The 18,225-nt window shown below is 55.1% G+C and carries 17 protein-coding genes; 2 read left to right on the top strand and 15 right to left on the bottom strand.

Translation table 11 applies throughout. The features are described from left to right. Positions 1 to 78 precede the first annotated feature (78 nt). A complete protein-coding gene (locus tag QLQ17_RS13770) occupies positions 79 to 1,137 on the top strand; it encodes a GGDEF domain-containing protein (RefSeq protein ID WP_283210187.1) in 1,059 nt (352 codons plus the stop codon). Here QLQ17_RS13770 and QLQ17_RS13765 read toward each other — a convergent pair. From QLQ17_RS13765 to QLQ17_RS13745, 5 genes are all read right to left on the bottom strand, one after another. Beyond that, on the bottom strand, positions 1,121 to 2,794 hold the full coding sequence (locus QLQ17_RS13765) for a SulP family inorganic anion transporter (RefSeq protein WP_283210186.1): 1,674 nt from the start codon (positions 2,792 to 2,794) through the stop codon (positions 1,121 to 1,123). The genes QLQ17_RS13770 and QLQ17_RS13765 overlap by 17 nt on opposite strands. Before the next feature lie 22 nt (positions 2,795 to 2,816). Continuing rightward, positions 2,817 to 3,683 (bottom strand): MBL fold metallo-hydrolase, encoded by an 867-nt coding sequence (locus QLQ17_RS13760; protein ID WP_283210185.1) that lies wholly within the window; start codon positions 3,681 to 3,683, stop codon positions 2,817 to 2,819. A 167-nt stretch (positions 3,684 to 3,850) separates the two neighbouring features. Further along, positions 3,851 to 4,528, bottom strand: a complete 678-nt coding sequence (locus QLQ17_RS13755) for a DNA-3-methyladenine glycosylase I (protein ID WP_283210184.1) — start codon at positions 4,526 to 4,528, stop codon at positions 3,851 to 3,853. Between the two features lie 7 nt (positions 4,529 to 4,535). Beyond that, entirely contained in the window at positions 4,536 to 5,075 is a 540-nt protein-coding gene (locus QLQ17_RS13750) for a manganese efflux pump MntP (RefSeq protein WP_283210183.1), read from the bottom strand. An 81-nt stretch (positions 5,076 to 5,156) separates the two neighbouring features. Further along, on the bottom strand, positions 5,157 to 7,394 hold the full coding sequence (locus QLQ17_RS13745; protein ID WP_283210182.1) for a methyl-accepting chemotaxis protein: 2,238 nt from the start codon (positions 7,392 to 7,394) through the stop codon (positions 5,157 to 5,159). Between the two features lie 215 nt (positions 7,395 to 7,609). Here QLQ17_RS13745 and QLQ17_RS13740 point away from each other — a divergent pair, with 215 nt between their 5' ends. Further along, positions 7,610 to 9,712, top strand: a complete 2,103-nt coding sequence (locus tag QLQ17_RS13740; protein WP_283210181.1) for a molybdopterin-dependent oxidoreductase — start codon at positions 7,610 to 7,612, stop codon at positions 9,710 to 9,712. An 8-nt stretch (positions 9,713 to 9,720) separates the two neighbouring features. Here QLQ17_RS13740 and QLQ17_RS13735 read toward each other — a convergent pair whose 3' ends face one another. The 10 genes from QLQ17_RS13735 to QLQ17_RS17175 all read right to left on the bottom strand — a co-directional run bounded on the left by QLQ17_RS13735 (position 9,721) and on the right by QLQ17_RS17175 (position 18,031). Further along, entirely contained in the window at positions 9,721 to 11,082 is a 1,362-nt protein-coding gene (locus QLQ17_RS13735) for an MBL fold metallo-hydrolase RNA specificity domain-containing protein (protein WP_283210180.1), read from the bottom strand. A 138-nt stretch (positions 11,083 to 11,220) separates the two neighbouring features. Continuing rightward, the gene (locus QLQ17_RS13730; RefSeq protein ID WP_283210179.1) at positions 11,221 to 11,364 is read right to left on the bottom strand and encodes a DUF3291 domain-containing protein; all 144 of its coding nucleotides are present in this window, start codon (positions 11,362 to 11,364) and stop codon (positions 11,221 to 11,223) included. 60 nt (positions 11,365 to 11,424) lie between these two features. Continuing rightward, positions 11,425 to 11,919, bottom strand: a complete 495-nt coding sequence (locus tag QLQ17_RS13725) for a gamma-glutamylcyclotransferase family protein (RefSeq protein ID WP_283210178.1) — start codon at positions 11,917 to 11,919, stop codon at positions 11,425 to 11,427. Between the two features lie 98 nt (positions 11,920 to 12,017). Beyond that, the gene (locus QLQ17_RS13720) at positions 12,018 to 12,479 is read right to left on the bottom strand and encodes a methyltransferase family protein (protein WP_283210177.1); all 462 of its coding nucleotides are present in this window, start codon (positions 12,477 to 12,479) and stop codon (positions 12,018 to 12,020) included. Between the two features lie 24 nt (positions 12,480 to 12,503). Further along, positions 12,504 to 13,286 carry a hypothetical protein gene (locus tag QLQ17_RS13715; protein ID WP_283210176.1) on the bottom strand — a complete coding sequence of 261 codons (783 nt, stop codon included), beginning with the start codon at positions 13,284 to 13,286 and terminating at the stop codon, positions 12,504 to 12,506. A 16-nt stretch (positions 13,287 to 13,302) separates the two neighbouring features. Next, on the bottom strand, positions 13,303 to 15,126 hold the full coding sequence (locus tag QLQ17_RS13710) for an acyl-CoA dehydrogenase family protein (RefSeq protein ID WP_283210175.1): 1,824 nt from the start codon (positions 15,124 to 15,126) through the stop codon (positions 13,303 to 13,305). 295 nt (positions 15,127 to 15,421) lie between these two features. Next, positions 15,422 to 16,132 (bottom strand): NAD(P)-dependent oxidoreductase, encoded by a 711-nt coding sequence (locus tag QLQ17_RS13705; protein ID WP_283210174.1) that lies wholly within the window; start codon positions 16,130 to 16,132, stop codon positions 15,422 to 15,424. Positions 16,133 to 16,220: 88 nt separating this feature from the next. Next, positions 16,221 to 16,871, bottom strand: a complete 651-nt coding sequence (locus tag QLQ17_RS13700; protein WP_283210173.1) for a Vat family streptogramin A O-acetyltransferase — start codon at positions 16,869 to 16,871, stop codon at positions 16,221 to 16,223. A 311-nt stretch (positions 16,872 to 17,182) separates the two neighbouring features. Next, positions 17,183 to 17,533, bottom strand: coding sequence for a hypothetical protein (locus QLQ17_RS13695; RefSeq protein WP_283210172.1), 351 nt, complete (start codon positions 17,531 to 17,533; stop codon positions 17,183 to 17,185). Between the two features lie 78 nt (positions 17,534 to 17,611). Next, entirely contained in the window at positions 17,612 to 18,031 is a 420-nt protein-coding gene (locus tag QLQ17_RS17175) for a GFA family protein (protein WP_502867388.1), read from the bottom strand. Between the last annotated feature and the right edge of the window lie 194 nt (positions 18,032 to 18,225).

The raw sequence follows: 18,225 nt of genomic DNA, 5'->3' as shown, positions 1-18,225 counted from the left end.
GACCATATTTTGCTTATTTACTCCACACACCCACATGTCTCTGCCGGGTGCCACCAAAACTCTGGAAGATTACAATTCATGGACTCCCGGAGCGAATCCTTACGCGCCCTGGCAAGGCCCTATCGCAAAGCGGTTCTACAAGCCGTTTTAGTGCTTACCATTGTCGCCGGCGCGTTATTCGCCACGCTCAATCTCGCCAGAGACCACTGGCCGCTGGCCGTTGCCGAAATCGTCATGGTGATTTTTGCCGGTTCACTGCTCTTTGTCATTCGAACCACAGACAAAATTGAATATTGGGCCTGGATTTTTCTGATCCTCTTCTGCGTTACCATGTTTTTTTCGATGATGCTGCCCACCTCGACCACTTCGGTGTTCGGATGGGTTCTGATCATTCCAATACTGTCACATCTCCTGCTCGGCCGACATCAGGGGCTGCTCCTATCCGGCATTGTCATGTTTCTTGTCGGCATTCTCTACTGGGTGAAGCACCAGGATCAGCCAGCCATGCTGGAAGCACTGCCCATCGCCAATACATCACTGATTGCGATCTGCGTTCTGGCGTTCTCTCATGTTTATGAACTCACCCGGGAACGCTCGGAACTGCGCCTGTTTGAACTGGCCCAGACCGATCCACTGACCGGCCTGGCCAACCGCGCCCGGCTTCAGGAAACGTTCGAACGGGAGCGGAAACGGGCTCTGCGCGAAGAATCACCCCTGTCGATCCTGGTGATTGACCTCGACCACTTCAAAGCCGTGAACGATGAATTTGGCCACGAGGCCGGAGACCTGGTGCTACAACAGATTACAGACCGGCTGAAAAAGAGCCTTCGCGCGAGTGACCTTCCCGTGCGAATGGGTGGCGAAGAGTTCAGTGTGCTGCTGACCAACACCACAAGCGCTCAGGCTGTGGACGTGGCGGAGAAGGTCCGGGGCGACATTGCATCCATGGCGATCAGATTTGAAGGAAAGACCCTGAACATTACTTCCAGCGGCGGCATCGCAGAACTTGGCAGCGACGGGGAAAATCTGAGATCCATGCTACGCGCAGCCGACAAACGGCTGTATCTGGCCAAAGCCAATGGACGAAACCAGGTTCTTCACCAGACCGACGAACCGAGTCTCAGCACGGCTCTTTGAGTTCAGACCACGCATCAAAGGCGCTCAGAAACACCTTGCCATTCAGTCTTGTTATCAATTCGGTGCCGTTAAGCTGATCCATCACAGGGCCCTTCACATCTGACAGATGTAGCCGAACATTCGCATTCTTCAGTCTCTCGTTAATCGCCTCCAGGCTTTCAATCGCTGACGCATCGACCTGATTCACGGCCGGGCACACCAGAACCAGATCGGTCATCTCTGCCTGATTGGCCACCAGTTCCATGACCGTGTCTTCCAGGAAGCGTGCATTGGCGAAATACAGGCTTTCATCAATTCGCAAAAAGGTCACCCTGGGGCACAGCTCTACTTTGTGGCGACGCACGTTTCTGAAATGCTCGGTTCCCGGCACTAGGCCGATGACAGCACTGTGGGGCTGACTGGTGCGGTAAAGGAACAACCCAATCGACAGACCCACACCGGCCAGAATGCCGGATTCGACGTTGTGAAACAGCGTCAGCAGAATGGTAACCAACATAGCGCCAAAGTCGGACCTGGAATAACGCCAGGTGCGTGAAAGGGCTGGAAGATCAATCAATGCAGCGACCGCAACAATGATGGTCGCAGCCAGTGTGGCCTTTGGCAGATAGGCAATCAGGGGCGTGAGGGTGACGGTTGCCAGTGCAATCCCCAGCGCCGCATAGAATCCTGCCGCCGGCGTGCGTGCTCCCGCGTCGAAGTTAACAACCGATCTGGAGAAGCCACCGGTGACTGGCATGCCTGCCGACACACCGGCGCCAAGATTGGCCATACCCAGGCCGACCAGCTCCTGATTCGGATCAATCCGCTGTCGACGTCGCGCCGCCAGGGTCTGCCCAATGGAAACCGACTCGACAAAGCCAACCACGCTGATGAGCAGGGCACCCACTAACAGGGGCTGCCATTGATCGGCAGCCAGCGGTGGCATGGTCAGAGCCGGCAGCCCGGATGGAATCTCGCCAACCAACGCCAGCCCCTGTTGATCCAGCCCCAGCCACCAGGCCAGAAAGGTGGTGACAGCCACCGCCAGAATGGGTGCTGTTTTGCCCAGCATGGCCGGCAGGTACCGACGTGCACCGATCAAAAACAGCAGCACACCAAGGCCCACTGCGAACGGTGTCGCTCGGAAACCGCCCAGATTGCTCCAGAGCGAGACGACGATTTCATACAGGTTGTTCCCGGAAGCCTGTATGCCCAGCAAGTGCCGAAGTTGACTGGCAACGATGACCACGGCAGAGGCGGTGATAAATCCGGAAATCACAGGATGGCTCAGGAAGTTGGCGAGAAAGCCCAACCGCAGAACGCCCATCAGAACCAGGAACACACCGGAAAGGCAGGCCAGAATGACGGCCCCGGTCACATAGGCATCACTGCCGACGTCATAGAGCGGGGTGAGTACAGCGGCGGTCATCAGGGCGACAATCGCTACCGGTCCCACCGACAGACTGCTGCTGGAACCAAATACAGCATAAAGTGCCAGCGGCAGAATACTGGCATAGAGCCCGACCTCGGGGGGCAGCCCCGCCAACAGCGCGTAAGCGAGGGACTGCGGAATCAACATGATGGTAACCAGAGCGGCCGCCACCAGGTCACGGCCGGCGTCTTCCCGCCTGTAATCAGGAAGCCAGCCCAGCACAGGAAAAATCCGCTCCAGTCGCATCAGTTCCGCCCTCTCCCGATAGTCACAGGAAGTTCAAAGGCACTTTGAGATACACCTGTCCGTTGTTCTCAGCCGGCGGCATCTCGCCAGCCCGCATGTTGACCTGAACTGACGGCAGAATCAGCCTCGGCATGCCCAATGTGGCGTCGCGCTTCTCGCGCATCTCCACGAATTCCGACTCGGTAATACCGTCGCGCACGTGAATGTTTGACCGGCGCTGTTCCCCGACGGTGGTTTCGGCACTGAATGCTTCGCGCTCAGGCCCTTTGTAGTCATGGCATAAAAACAGACGGGTATCCTCTGGCAGCGACAGCACTTTCTGGATCGACTGATAAAGCGTGCGAGCATCGCCGCCGGGAAAATCACAGCGGGCGGTGCCGTAATCCGGCATGAACAGGGTGTCCCCCACAAACGCTGCGTCACCGAACACGTAGGTCAGACAGGCTGGCGTATGTCCTGGTGTATGTAAAACGCGGCCTTCCAGCCCGCCGATGTGCAGCGTGTCACCTTCTTCAAACAGTGCGTCGAACTGGCTGCCGTCTCTGGCAAACTCGGAGCCGGCGTTAAACGCTTTGCCGAAGATTTCCTGCACCTCCACGATTTTTGCGCCAATTCCGGTTTTACCGCCCAGTTTTTCATGCAAATAAGGTGCGGCGGACAGATGATCGGCATGGACGTGGGTTTCCAGAATCCACTCGACGGTCAGATTGTTGGAACGGATGTAATCAATAATCTCGTCCGCCGAACGCACGTCCGTACGGCCTGCCGAATAGTCAAAATCAAGCACCGAATCAATGATGGCGCAGGACGTGCTATCCGGATCGCGAACGACATAACTGAACGTGTTGGTGGGTTCGTCAAAAAACGGATGAACGATTGGAGCTATCATCACTCTCACCTCGCTGGCTGAATCCAGCCTTTTTGGAATAACGATATATGATTTAGAAATATACACCGACACACCATAGCTGGCAACGTCGCACAATCCCTTACCTCTTCTTGGATGAAGGAATGACAATGGCAGCAGAAGTGCGCTGAGAGCGCCTCGGTGAGGCGTCAGTCACCCACGGTGAATGACAGGATTCTGGACAGATGGCTGTAGGGCATGCTGGTTTCCTGATGCCAGGCGTTGAATGCATTCTGCGCCTGCGTCAGAGCTTTCTTGCTGCCGGGCGTCGCATCCAGCAGTCCCTCACGCTTGAGGGCGGTGACTACGTCCGTCGAGAGGATAAAGCCGTCCCAACCGACCCGGCGCAAGAAATACTGAGCACTGGCGCCGCCAAGGCGATCGCCGTGCTTCTTGAGCCAGACCAGCAATCCGGCCTGATCGTTGTGTGGCCACTGAGCGAGAAACCGGCCGAAACCGTCATGTTGCTTCGAGGCCTCGACAATCATGCGGGCATTTTCAGGCACAGTGCGAATTTTCTGCATGTTGCGAACGATACGTTCATCCTGAGCCAGATCCTCCAGCACCTCCGGGGGCACCTGTTGCCAGTACAGGGGCACAAAACCCTCGAACGCGGCCTCGAAACCCGGCCATTTGCGCTCAATGATCCTCCACACAAAACCCGCCTTGAAAATGCAGCGAGTGATCTCTGATAGATAGCGGTCGTCGCCCAGAGCCTCGAGCTCGCCTGCGTCGGCGATAGACGGCAAGCCAGCTCGAACAGCGGCCTCCCCGCCTTTGTGGTGACAGGCAAAATCGAAGATCTTTGAGAAGGGAGGGAGTTCCATGGCGTCCTCAGGCAAGCAGGATTTTCAGGCCGATCAGAATCAGCACGATACCACCAAACACCTCTGCCTTGCTTTCCAACCAGGTGCCACTGCGTGCGCCCACATAAACCCCGATAACACTGAATACGAAAGTCACGACACCAATCAGCGCACAGGCCAACAGGGGATTCACGTCCAGCAGGGTCAGTGAAAAACCGGCGGCCATGGCGTCAATACTGGTTGCGATGGCCAGCAGCAGCATCACTTTGTGGGTGATGGCAGCGATGTCTTCTTCAATCCCTTCAGACATCCCCTCGTAGATCATCTTTCCGCCAATGAGCACCAGAAGTATGAAGGCAATCCAGGGCGCGTAGGCCTCTACCCAGCCGATCACGCCTTTTCCGCCCAGATACCCGATCAACGGCATCAATGCCTGAAACACCCCGAAATACAGGCCGGACAACAATGCCAGTGATCCACACGACCGGTTGTTCTTGGAACCCAGGCCGATAGACACAGCAAACGCGTCCATGCTCAACGCAATCGCCAGTACAGCAACTTCTAACACGCAACGACTCCTCTGATAACGTGCCGAGAAGATACCGCAACCAGCCCTTCACGCCAAAGAGGGAACCACTGATTAATTGGTCTAGCTGACTGTGAATCTGGCCAACAGGTCTTTCAACTTGTGGGAGAGTTCCGCCAGCTCTCCACTGGCGTCTGAGATCTTGGCCATCGCCTGACGGGTTTCAGACGACATGTCCGAGATCGCGGCTACGTTACGGGTGACCTCTTCCGCGGTTGCCGATTGCTGTTCGGAGGCGGTGGCAATCTGGTCCGACATTTCCGTCACTTTGGCAACTTCGGCGACAGCTTTGCGCAGCTGCTCTACGGTTTCGCCTGCACGATCGGAGATGCTGCTCGCCCGCTCACTGCAGCGGTCGACCACAGACGACGCTTTCTCTGACGAATTCACCAGGGTATCAATCGACTGGCTGATTTCTTCCGTCGCATTCTGGGTATTCTGCGCCAGGCTGCGGACCTCGTCCGCCACGACCGAGAACCCGCGCCCGTGTTCGCCCGCCCTGGCCGCCTCGATGGCCGCATTCAACGCCAGCAGGTTGGTCTGGTCGGCAATGGATTTGATGGTATCCAGAACACCGGTGATCGACCCCATGTCCTGCCGCAGTGTCTGAATGCCTTCATTGGCTTCTCTGAGCTGCGCTGCCATCTCCTGCGTATCGCTGGCGGAACTTTCAACCTCAACCGCCCCCTGATTGACCGATTCATCCGCCCGTCGCGCACTGGCAGCCGATTCTGACGTGCTCTGGGACACCTGATTGATCGCGGCAGACATTTCTTCAATGGCCGATGCCATCTGTTCAGTCTGCTCGTTCTGTTGGTTCATTCTTTCCATGGTCTGGGCCGTGGTTCCTGCCAACTGCTCAGAGGCGCCTGCCTGACTCTGCGAGGCCTCGTCGATGCGATTGATCAGGTCTTTCAGGCCCGCGACCATGGTCAGCATCGAGCCATACACCCCCGTCGCCTTGTCCTGATCGGCCTGGTCAATCATCAGATTGCCATCGGCGACCTCTTTCGCCAGCGCCTGAAGTTCCACCGGTTCTTTACCCAATGGCTTCATGATCCGCGAGGCCGTCCATATCGCAACGGCTGCAACCACCAGAATGACCAGTGCAATACCGATGGCCGATGCCCACCAGAGCTGGTCTACCGGCGCCAGTGCTTCATCATGATCCACCTTTGCAATCAGTGCCCAGTTCAAACCGGCCAGGGTGATAGGGCGGTAAGCTGTAAAGGTCTGCTGGCCGCGATAATCATCAACGACCATTTCACCAGATTCACCCGCCAGCGCCTGATCAATGGCCGGAGATTCCACAGACCCGGTTTCGGGCTCTTGAAACGACGCGACCACGCTTCGGTTTTCAGGATCCAGGAAGGCGTCTGATCTCATCAGTCCGTCTTCGCCAACCAGAAAGCTTTCACCGGTATCCCCCAGACCGGCACGCTCCAGCATGATGTCGTTCATGCGATCGATGGGGAACTGAAAGGCCAGAATGCCGATCCGTTCCCCCTCTTTGTAAACAGACGTCGCAACAAACCCGGCGGGATTGTTGTAGGAGGGTTCATACTCGGAAAAATCAATAAAGGTGGGCTCGCTCCCCTCCTGTTCAGACATGGCCTGCTGGTAGGCCTTTGCCAGCCCCGAATCGGCGTAAGGGCCATTTTTCAAAGACGTTGCGAAGTCGACTTCCTTGTATACGGAATACACCACATTGCCGGTTTCGGGATCGATCAGAAACACATCGTAATAGCCAAAACGATCCAGGAAAGCCTTGAATGACGGGTGCCATTCCCCATGCACCCGGTTGTAGATCTGAAAACCCGACGAGGCCATGAACTCGTCTTTTTCACCCACCGGATTAGGGTTGTTCAGGATGTACTCGAACTGCAACGCCAGCGCATCTTCACTCAATTGCTCGACATAATCTGCCGCTGTTCGCCCTTCGCCGCCCCCGTTGGCTTTCAGTTTCGGCAGGAAGTGTTCTTCGTAATGCGACTCCAGCTTTGTTCGGATTTCAGGAGGGTCCGCTCGCACCGCCATCGCAAAATTGCTAAATACCCGTGAAAAAGTCTCTGCCGCTACCTCTGTCCCTCGATGATCCGCCATGGCCATGAGCTGATTGCGAACCGTTTGCAGATAGTCCCTGACCGTATTTTCCTTGTTGTTCGCCGCAATACTCAGCTTCGACAGTGTCTGATCAGTCAGCGTATCCCGGGCAACGCCCGTATTGAAAAACGTGATGACCAGAGCCGGCACGATACCGACCAATAGCAGAGTGAGTAGCAGACGTTTTTTAAGGGACACGGGCACCTCATCTGTAATTAGGCTAACTGTTTATTAATCTATGACATTAGTTAATTCGGCCAGGAAGGCAAAATCATGAGCGCCAGTTCTTGCACGGCTTGACTGATGGCGCTTATCGCCATGACTGTGTCATTTTTGACAATCTGAATTTCCTGGCAATGCTGCCATACTCGGATCATCCAACAATCATAAAACCGGCGACCGAGCTTTCTGCTATGAACGAGACCAAGACCCACTACCGTACCTGCAACATCTGCGAGGCCATGTGTGGCCTGGAAATCAAACACCGGGGTGAAGAGATACTCTCGATCAAAGGCGACAAAGATGACCCGTTCAGTCGCGGGCATATCTGCCCCAAAGCGGTCGCGTTGCAGGACTTCTACAACGACAAGGATCGCCTTAAAACGCCCATCCGCCGAACGGCAGAGGGCTGGAAAGAAATCAGCTGGGATGACGCACTGGAAGAAATCGCCACCCGCTTCCGTGGTATTCAACAAAGCCATGGGCAGAATTCCGTAGGCGTGTATCTGGGTAACCCCAACGCCCATAACTTCGGCAACGCCATTATGTTGCCCCGTTTCTTCAAGGCGCTTGGAACCAACAGCCGATTCAGCTCCGCTTCGGCCGATCAGCTTCCGCATCACGTGGCGTCCAATTACATGCTCGGCGCCGGCATGCTAATCCCGGTACCGGACATCGACCACACCGATTTCATGCTGATCATCGGCGCTAACCCCATCGTCTCGAACGGCAGCCTGATGACCGCGCCCGGCGTCGGAAAACGATTGAAAGCCATTCAGGAGCGGGGCGGCAAAGTGGTGGTGGTCGACCCGCGCCGCACGGAAACTGCCAAGAAAGCCAATCAGCATTTGTTTATTCAGCCGGAAACCGATGCGTTGCTGATGCTGGCTCTGGCTCACACCCTGTTTGAGGAAAAGCGGGTCAACCTGGGCCACCTGGAACCGATCATCGACGAGCTGGAGCAACTGAAAGCGGCCGTCAGACCCTATTCGCCGGACGCCGTTTCTGCGGCTTGCGGCATCGATGCCGACACTATTCGTCAACTGGCCCGGGACATGGCGGACGCCAAAAGCGCGGTCTGTTACAGCCGTATGGGTGCCTCGACTCAGTCCTTCGGTGGCCTTTGCCAGTGGTTGAATAACGTGCTGAACATCCTGACTGGCAACTTCGATCGTCGCGGCGGGGCAATGTTTCCCCAGCCGGCGTTCGATCTGATCGCCGGCCGCAAGGGTAAACGCAGCTCCTATGGACGCTACCAGTCTCGCGTGCGCAAACTGCCTTTCTTTAACAGTGAATTCCCCGTAGCGACTCTTGCAGAGGAAATACTCACGCCCGGCGACGGTCAGATTCGTGCGATGTTGACCATTGCCGGCAACCCGGTGCTTTCGGCACCGGGCGGCGCCAAACTGGATGATGCTTTCGAGTCGCTGGATTTCATGGTGTCGGTGGACATCTACCTGAACGAGACCACCCGCCATGCCGACATCATCCTGCCTTCGACCACCGGGCTGGAAGTGCCGCACTACGATGTATTCTTCAACTCGTTTGCCGTTCGCAACACCGCCAAATTTTCAGAACCCATGTTCGAGAAAACCGGCAACCAGAAGCACGATTGGGAAATCCTGCGGGACCTTGCTTTGCACCTGACCGGGCTGGACGACGACGGCGTAACTCCGGAAATGATGCTCGACGGCGGCCTGAAGCACGGCGCCTACGGCGATCAGGGCATGAGCCTGGACACGCTGAAAGCCAACCCCCACGGTGTGGATCTGGGCCCGCTGCAACCCTGCCTGGAAGAACGCTTGCAGACCGAAGATGGCCGCATCCACCTGGCACCGCAGCTGTACCTGGACGACCTGCAGCGCCTGAACGACTCCGGCCTGCTGGACAGCGCCGAGCGCAGCGCGTACCCATTTGCCATGATCAGCCGTCGGCTGCCTCGCAGCCACAACACCTGGACCCAGAATTCCCACCGCCTGGTCAAAGGCAAAGACCCCTGTACCGTGCAATTGAATGCCGAAGACGCGAAAGAGCTGGGACTGGAAGACGGCCAGATCGCCCAGGTGTCGTCGCCCGTTGGCGAGATCTGCCTGCCGGTGGAGATCAATGATGACATGTTTTCTGGCGTTGTGAGCATCCCCCAGGGCTGGGGCCACAACCGTTCGGACACCGCGATGTCAGTCGCAAGCACCCAACCCGGCGTCAGCATCAACGATGTGACAGACACTCAGCGGGTGGACGAGTTGACAGGCAATGCAGCGTTCAATGGAACGCGGGTGAATGTGTCAGCGGCCTGAACGGCCGCTCAAATTTCTACCTCGTCGAACAGCTCCGGCACCTCTGTGGCCCAGCCGAACCTCTCGTAGATGTGCTTACGCATCACGTCGCTGGCAAGAGGTTCGCCATGACTGATGTAAACCTGTGAGGGATTGAGCTGGCCCTGACCGAGCCAATCCAGAATTTCCTGATAGTCGCCATGGGCAGAGAGCGCGTTGATGTTGTGTACCTCGGCTTTCACTGGCCAGTATTCGCCGTGGATTTTGACCCTTTCAGCCCCATTCACCAACGCATCCCCCCGCGTTCCCGGCGCCTGAAATCCGGCAAACACAATGCTGTTGCGAGGGTTAGGCAACAGCGTCTTGAGGTGATGCAGAACCCGGCCGCCACTGGCCATGCCGCTGGCCGACACAATCACACAGGGGAAGCGCTTGCTGTTCAGCTCGATGGACTCTTCCACCGTGCGAACGTACTCGGTATTGGCATCAATCATTTCGCACTGTGCCTGATCCAGCTTGTGCTCCTTCTGGTGCCTGAGGAAGATCTCGGTCGCGCGAATCGCCATGGGACTGTTGAGGAACACGGGAAGCCGGGGAATGCACCCCTCAGCCATCAAACGATGCAACAGATACAACAGCATTTGAGCTCGCCCGACTGCGAACGCTGGCATCAGGACAATGCCGCCGCGGTTGGCCGTCTGGCTGATAACCTCCGCCAGAACCGCTTCCGGATTGATCTCTGGGTGCAGCCGATCCCCATAGGTGGATTCGCACACCAACACATCGGCTTTCTGAATCGGCTCGGGCGCGCGCATGATGACATCGTTCTGACGCCCCACGTCGCCTGAAAATACCACCGTACGATCACTGCTCTTGTGATGAACGTGCACGCAGGATGACCCCAGAATGTGTCCCGCCGGCGTGAAAGTCACCTCAAAGCCTTTCACCGGCTCAAAGCGCTCGTGGTAGTGCACCGACTCAAACTGTTTCAGGGCCTCGTGGGCGTCTTTCTGAGTGAACAGGGGTTCTGGATGATCGTGTTTGGAAAAGCCCTTGCGGAAGGCGTACTTTGCGTCCTCTTCCTGGAGGTAGCCCGCGTCTGGCAGCAAGACTTTGCAGAGGTCGTGCGTCGCTTTCGTGCAGAAGATCTTGCCACGAAAGCCCTGTTTGACCAGCGCCGGCAGATACCCGCTATGGTCAATATGGGCGTGGGTCAAAACGACCGCGTTGAGGGTTTTGGGTTCCACTGGAAAATGAGCCCAGTTACGGCGCCTCAGGTTCTTGACGCCCTGGTACATCCCGCAGTCTACCAACAGCCTGTGGTCTTCATCCGACAACAAATGCTTGGACCCGGTTACCGTGCCCACGCCACCCAGGAAACGCAGCTTCATCCCTGACCTCATTGTTTTATTTGGCTTTACAACAGTGTAATCCGGTCTGAGCCGGTTTCGACCTCAAGTGAACAAAAATATTCCTCAACGTGACGAATACTCCAGAATTATCCAGATGTGGCTGACAGTACTCTTGCACTAATTCTCGCTTACTTGGCCATATATGGGAGCTGGGAATGCCGTTTTGAACGTAAAAGCATCGGCGGTTGATCCACGCTCTCGCAGAATGTTCAGCGTTTGAGCAGCTTCTTCAATTGGCGGAATATGCCCCGCTGGCAGCACACGAAGCTTTGTAGTTAAGGTGAAGCCGCAGTAGACAAGACGTCGTGGCGCCTGCGTTCGCTACCGGTGTATTGCACGCTCTCTTGCGTCCCTTTCTTGATTGGGATCTTCCTTGCTTTTTGTCGCTGACAGGGCATCCAGGTAGCCAGCCGGCACTCCTGTTTCTTTCGCGCCTTGTATGACGTGATGTAAATACCAGGAGTAAGGCAGCAAGGAAGGGTCTGTTATCGTTGCATAGTATGTGACAGCTTCGAAGGCATTTCCCTGGCCATCATTCACCACAACCCGTTTTTCCTCGTAGCCGATGCCTAATCCTTCAGCTCTGTCGAGCCCTCCTTTCTCTTCTTCCGGTATTTCGAACAATGCGCCAACGACATAGTCATCAGAGTTGTTGGTGAACAGCGCATCGCATTTTGCCGATTCGTCATTTTCACTCACCTTGTGAAAACGAAGAGAATGCTCGAACAGCGTGAACGTACCGATTCGCTCAGCACTTGGAACCCTCTCCTTCAATCTTGGGAGTGACATATTCGATCCGTAAGCAAAATACTTCACGCGGCCTCCATACGGTTAACTCTCGGCTCACGCGTCGGTTTGAAGCCCTCCGGAGTATGCCCGCCAGGGCAGAAACACACTGAGCGACTTGTTCGACATCAAACCCATCGGCGAACCATTGTTTCGTACTGACGGTATTCATCCCCAAACTTTTCTCGCATGTACCGCTCCTCCGGAGCAATTTGAAACCGGTTCATATACATCACGAAAAACGGAAGCAGCAAAAAGCCTGAGATATTACCGAGGAAAACACCCCAACCGATAAGCACAACCAGAAAACCCACGTACATCGGGTTTCGGCTTATTCGATAGACGCCACTGGTGACGAGGCTAGCGGACTGATCTGGCACTCTCGGATCGACGGTGGTGCCGGCAGACCGAAACGCCATAACGCCAAGTAAAGCGAAAACGGCACCAGCTAACGCCAGAATGAGTGCCACGAGTGACGACGCAGAAAATGTGATGCTCAGAGTCGGCAACAGAGCTGCCAATAACCACATCAAGCCTGCGAAAATGACCATTTGAACAACAGGTGGAATTTTTAGTTCTAGCTTCTTCAAATCGAATCCTTTGGTGTCGGGCACCTATTTACCATACCGCATTTGATGCGCTCGCAGGATGGGTTCATTGACCATCAGCGCCCGTTTAAGTCGTGTTTGAAGGGATGGCCCACCGGCCTCGTCCATCCGCAGCAATGCAGAGTGCGCGGCACACAGCGTTGTGGCCGCGCCCCAGTCGGAAAACAGGGTCTGTGCCCATTCCCGGAATTCCCTCGCCGCTCCAGCACGTTTTTCCAGCGCAAGCGACAGCGTGGGATGCAGACTCACAAGGCCTTTCGCGCCCAGCCCCGGGAGCCAACCGGGAAACTCTGTGTACCCAAAAGTGTCGTCCACGTGGATCGCACCCGATTCAGGATGGAACACCAGCACGGATGAGAAGTGCACGTTCTCGTTGTCGGAAATGAAATCAACGCCACGGGGCACTGAAAACTGCAGGTCATCACGGTACTTTTCATGAAGGGCATCGTGCTCGGTGCATTCCGATTCCCAGGGTAAATGCGGGAACCGGTTACAATGCCGGGCCGTGCCGTAGAGTTTCGCCTGGGGGTAGAGCTCGTGCATTCTCTCGACATTAACGGTGTGGAAGGGATGTACATTGAGAATGGCTTCTACCCTGGCATCACCAATAATCGAGTTGATCGTCTCCTGCTGACCAGCATCGAACGCATAGGCGTCGAGGAACACGAAGTTGCCGCTGGCAAGCTTTACCAGGGAGGCCTGCGTTCCGATATCAATACGCCCCCCGAGCTTGAACGACCCGCGAATATTCCAGAATGTGTCAGCCACTTTGATGACGGAATTGTCCATATATAATTCGTCCGGTTCAGTCCTTCATCTCGTATTGATCCCGCTGCGCATAGGCGTAGTTTTCCCACACATGCTGCTGACGATCATGGTCCACGGCCGGGCGCTGAATCATCCGGCGGGTGATCCGCTGCTGAAGCGCTGTCGCACTCGGCTTCTGGGCCAGCTCCAGGGCATATTTCGAGAAATCACGAACGAACACATCAAAAATCTGATCGACCAATGCATTGTCCAGCTTCTGAATCTGCGCATTCTCCAGAATCAGCTGCCCATAGACCACCAGCGAAAACAGTTCCCCCAGATTAAGCAGGAAATCGAAGTCCTTCTGCTGCTCTTCGTTGGGCTTAGCCGTCATCAGCATCAGCTTTAGCAGCCGGATCTGTTTCTGTAGGCGATTCACGTTGGGCAGATCAAACTGGTCGTAGATCTTCTGATAGTCGTGGAACCGGGTTTTACCCAACCCCTTGGTGGCCCCCTGGTTAAAGAGGAAATCGTCGTTCCGCGGTTCCGTGTGTGGCGGTACCTCATCGAACTCGGCCGGGTTGAAGAAGTAATTGGGCATGAACTTCAGAATCAGCGCCATGTTGACATGCACCGTCCCCTCCAGCTTGGGCAGGGCACGGATGTCCTTCACCGCGGTCTCAAAGTACATGTTTTTCTCAAAGCCTTTGGCGGCAATCACGTCCCAGAGCTCGTTGATCACCTCTTCGCCCTGGGTCGTCACCTTCATTTTCACCATGGGCGTGAAAAGCAGGTAACGGCGGTCCTCGTGGGAGGCCGCCCGCACATAATCAGTCGCACGCTGGGCAAACAGCTTCATGGCGGTAAGCCGGGTATAGGCGTCCGTGAAGAGCCGTTTGATGTGCACAAAATCCGTGACGTAATGGTCAAACAACCAGCGATGCGACGCATGGTTGATGGCCTCGTAATAGGCGTGGGTCGAGATACCAATGGAGGCCCAACCGAGGTTGAACTTGCCGATGTTAATTGTGTTGAGCGCCATGTCCCAGGCGTCCTGCCCCGTGGCAAGAATATCCTCCTCGCGGATGGGGTAATCATTGAGTCGAAATTCAGCAACGTAGTTCTGGGAGCTGACCACGTTCTTCACCAGCTCGTAATTCTCGTGCTGGGACTCAACCACGAAGAACACGTATTCGTCGGTGTCTTCCCGCCGGCCGAACACGGAAACCAGTGCCGCCTGATTGCCGTTGCCGATGTAGTACTTACCCCCATTGGCGCGGAAGCTGCCGTCGTCCTGGGGCGAAAGGATCATATCGGTGGCGTAGATATCGGCGCCATGCTCTTTTTCCGAGAGGCCGAAGGCAAAAATACCGCCTTCCTTGAGCATCTTCGCCGCACGCTGTTTCACTGCTTCGTTGTCGCTGATCCAGATCGGCCCCAGACCCAGGATCGACACCTGCCAGGTGTACCAGTAGGCAAGGCCATAAAAGCCCAGAACCTCATTAAGAGCGCAATTGCGATGGGTATCCCAGCGCGCATCCCTGGCGCCGTATTCAGAGGGGGTCAGGAAGGTGGCGAAGAGTTTTTCCTTGGCCTGGAAATCCAGGAAGTCCTGGTACCAGGTGCGGTTATGATCGTCTTCCTTGAGTTGCTGCTTGCCGCGCTCCTCGAAGAAATCAATGGTCTTTTTGATCAGCGACCGGGAACGCGAATCCAGATCCTCGTAGGTTTCTGTACGGGGATTGAGAGGAATGTGCTTAACCTGGTCGGGCGGCACCTGTTTGAGAGCGCCTTTTCCAAATATTTCCCCGAAGCGCAGGTTATCGGGGAGTATGTCTCCCGCCAGCCCGCGGAAATCCTGAGTCAGATTGAGCAGCTTCATTACAATCGTCCTTTTCTTAATGTTTGGTTTCGGGGCAATCAACCCCTACAAGCTCGTTTAACGTCGGGATTTTCTGGCGCCACACTGGGCTTTTAACGCCTGGTTAACCGCTTGTGATATTGCACCACTTTGGTGGACACTTTAGGAACTGAGCTTTTCACAGGTATTTTGCGGAAGCAAACAATCGCTTTTCCTGTGACGCTATTGATCTAAAACGGCGTTTGCGAATGTCCGCTTTTGTTTAGCTCGGCTCGATCGCAAAGCGAGCATTGATTCGTCCCCGATACCGGCTCTCTTAATCTGAATTCGGTGATGTCAGGGAGGGCGGTGCGTGAGCAAGAGCGGAGTCCGTCTGACAACCGACGATGGCCGGTGCCTCATGCACCAGGTCTTCATTGGTGAGCGCCTCAACCATGAACAGTGCAAAATCTATCCGGCGCGTCAGATTGCTTGCCAATACAGGGTCGCCGACATGACGGCTCCAGACTGGCAGACCCTGACTGAGGCCCTCTTCAAGGTCACTCCCTCGCACCACTGTCCAACGTGTTTGACTGTTGAAGATTCGTCGGCAAGCCTCCTCCTGATCGCTGATTTCGACCAATCTGAAAAGCTTTCCGAGCGCGCCGAAAATCGCAACCAACGCTTTGAGCTGCCACGAGTATCGGTCTTTGCCATCCAGCGTGATATGCCAGCCGCATGAAAAAATTAAACGGGCGTCGGGCTCGGCATAATCCAGCACCGCCTGAGCAGTTCCTGACGAATATTGTCTGACACCCCATGGCACTAATACCGTCAGCACCCCATCACATCCTCTCACCGCCTTCCTGATCACTTCGCGGTCATCGGTATTGCCAGGAAAAATGGTGATCTGATCGCGGAATGCTTCGAGCTTTCCTACGCTTTTCTGGCGACAGACTCCCACCACTTCGTAGCCCCGTTCCAGAGCATGCTGGATCATGTATATGCCTAGCTTGCCAGAAGCTCCAACGATGCATATTTTCTTCAAGTCGCACGCTTCCCTGGATTTAAAAAGAGCTCAGCAGCAAGGATGATACAAAGCACCAAATTCGTTAGCTTGCTGTCTCAATGCTTGTTTACGAATCATTGGCGGTTCGGAGTGCGACAAGATCACACCCAACAATTGCCTCGAGATGTTCAGTAATTTTTTCCGCACTCCAATCCCACCAGGCTATTCGCAGAAGCTCGCTAACGGTGCTGTCATCAAATCGATATTTAATGACTTCGGCGGGATTGCCACCAACAACACTGTAGGCAGGGACATCGGCTGTCACGACAGATTTACTCGCTATGATGGCCCCGCTACCAACGCTGACTCCTGGCATAATGGTCGCTTCATAGCCAATCCACACATCATTTCCAATCTCGGTGTCACCTTTATAGGGAAGATCACCTTCTTTGGGCATGACCTTTTCCCAGCCGTTGCCGAATATCTGAAAGGGGTATGTAGAGAAGCCAGATATCTTGTGGTTTGCGCCATTCATTACGAATTTTACGTCCTTTGCGATGGCGCAAAATCGGCCTATTCGCAGCTTATCGCCGATGAACGGGAAATGATAAAGAACGTTGCTCTCAAACCGCGACGGTCCCTCAGGGTCATCGTAGTAGGTGTAGTCACCAACGATGATATTTTCCGAGGAGATATAGTTCTTCAGATATCCCACCTGAGGAAACCCCTTCATGGGCTCTTTGTTTTCAGGGCTCGGACCTTTCAAACTGCCCACCATGTGTCTATGACCTCAAGCGACTCATTAGTCCAAGTTCTTATTAAACCGCAACGACGCTGGCGCGTCTAAAAAATGCTCAGCTGGAATAACATAGTTGCGTTCAGGCTTTTGGCCGAAAACGGCAATTCCAAGAACTCGGGAAGAAGTGGGTAGACGAGCAACGTCCGCTTTTATTTAGCTCAAGTCCGCATGCACCGGTCGCAAAGCGAACATTCAGATTTGGGGATAACGCCAGCCATCAGCGGCGCCCTGACAAGGGCGTCCGGTGGAGGGCCATCGGCCCGCAACAGACTGAATGGCCTTGTTATACACTACTCGAAACTCGTGATTGTGTAGGTTTTCCCTGGCCCATACTGGTTGTCGGGATTAAAGGTGAGCTCCAGAGTCGCACGTTGGTTTTCCTCATACTCACGGTCACCGCAGGTATCAGCGTCTACCCACACTTGGATCTCTTTTCCCTGTGAAACCAGGGTCCCATAACAGCCCGCAGCACCCTCATACATCCAAAATGACATTTCACCTGTTAGGTTGACTCGTTCACTTGGGCTTTCGGGCAAAGATACCTGATTGGAGCTGGCAGGCTGGTCAGATTCCGGCCCATTACCATCTGAACACCCTGCGATAAAAATCAAAACAGTAAATAGAGCAATAGTTCGAGTCATAATGTTCTCTTTGTATAACGCTTTTGTTTAGCGGCGCCCCGACAGGGGCGTCCGGTGGAGGCCGTAGGCCGGAACGAACTACAACAACTTGTAAAGCGATTCCAGGCTGTCAGGTCCACCATCCAGCCGAACGCACTCGGCAGACTCTTCCTCCCAAGGGGCAGCGGACTTTGTATGAAGGTGAGCAGAAATCCGCGATGCATCCAATTCATCGAGTAAACCGGCAGGAATCCAAACCATTCCGCTGCCCCTCAGGCTGTTAGGAACCGGACTGCCGCATACTGAACAGAAATCGCTCTGGAAGCCACTGGGCTTTTTGTAAGACCTGATATCACTTTCGCCTGACACCCAACGAAAAGCGCTACCCTGCACAAAAGTGGCGGCGTTAGCTGCTGATCCGGTAGCTTTGCGGCACAACGAACAGTGACATTGATAGAGGTTTCGAATTTCCTCTTCAATCTCGAATTCCACTGTTCCGCAGAGACATTCACCTTTCATCGATCAATCCTTTGACACTTAACGCCGTTGTTCAGCGGCAGCCTTGGCATAGCGAAGCGGCGACAAGGCTATCCGGTGGAGGGCCTTCAGGCCCGGAACGCACTGGAACTATTGGTTAGGAAGTCGCAGCGTTCCATCACCAACCAAGCAGACTTTGCCCCTTATGGTTACGTTTAGCTCAGAGCCTGCCTGAA

Source organism: Marinobacter sp. CHS3-4 (genome assembly GCF_030053415.1).
Taxonomy (GTDB): domain Bacteria; phylum Pseudomonadota; class Gammaproteobacteria; order Pseudomonadales; family Oleiphilaceae; genus Marinobacter.
The sequence above is the reverse complement of the archived record's forward strand: the minus strand, read 5'-3'. Positions and strand labels throughout refer to the sequence as shown.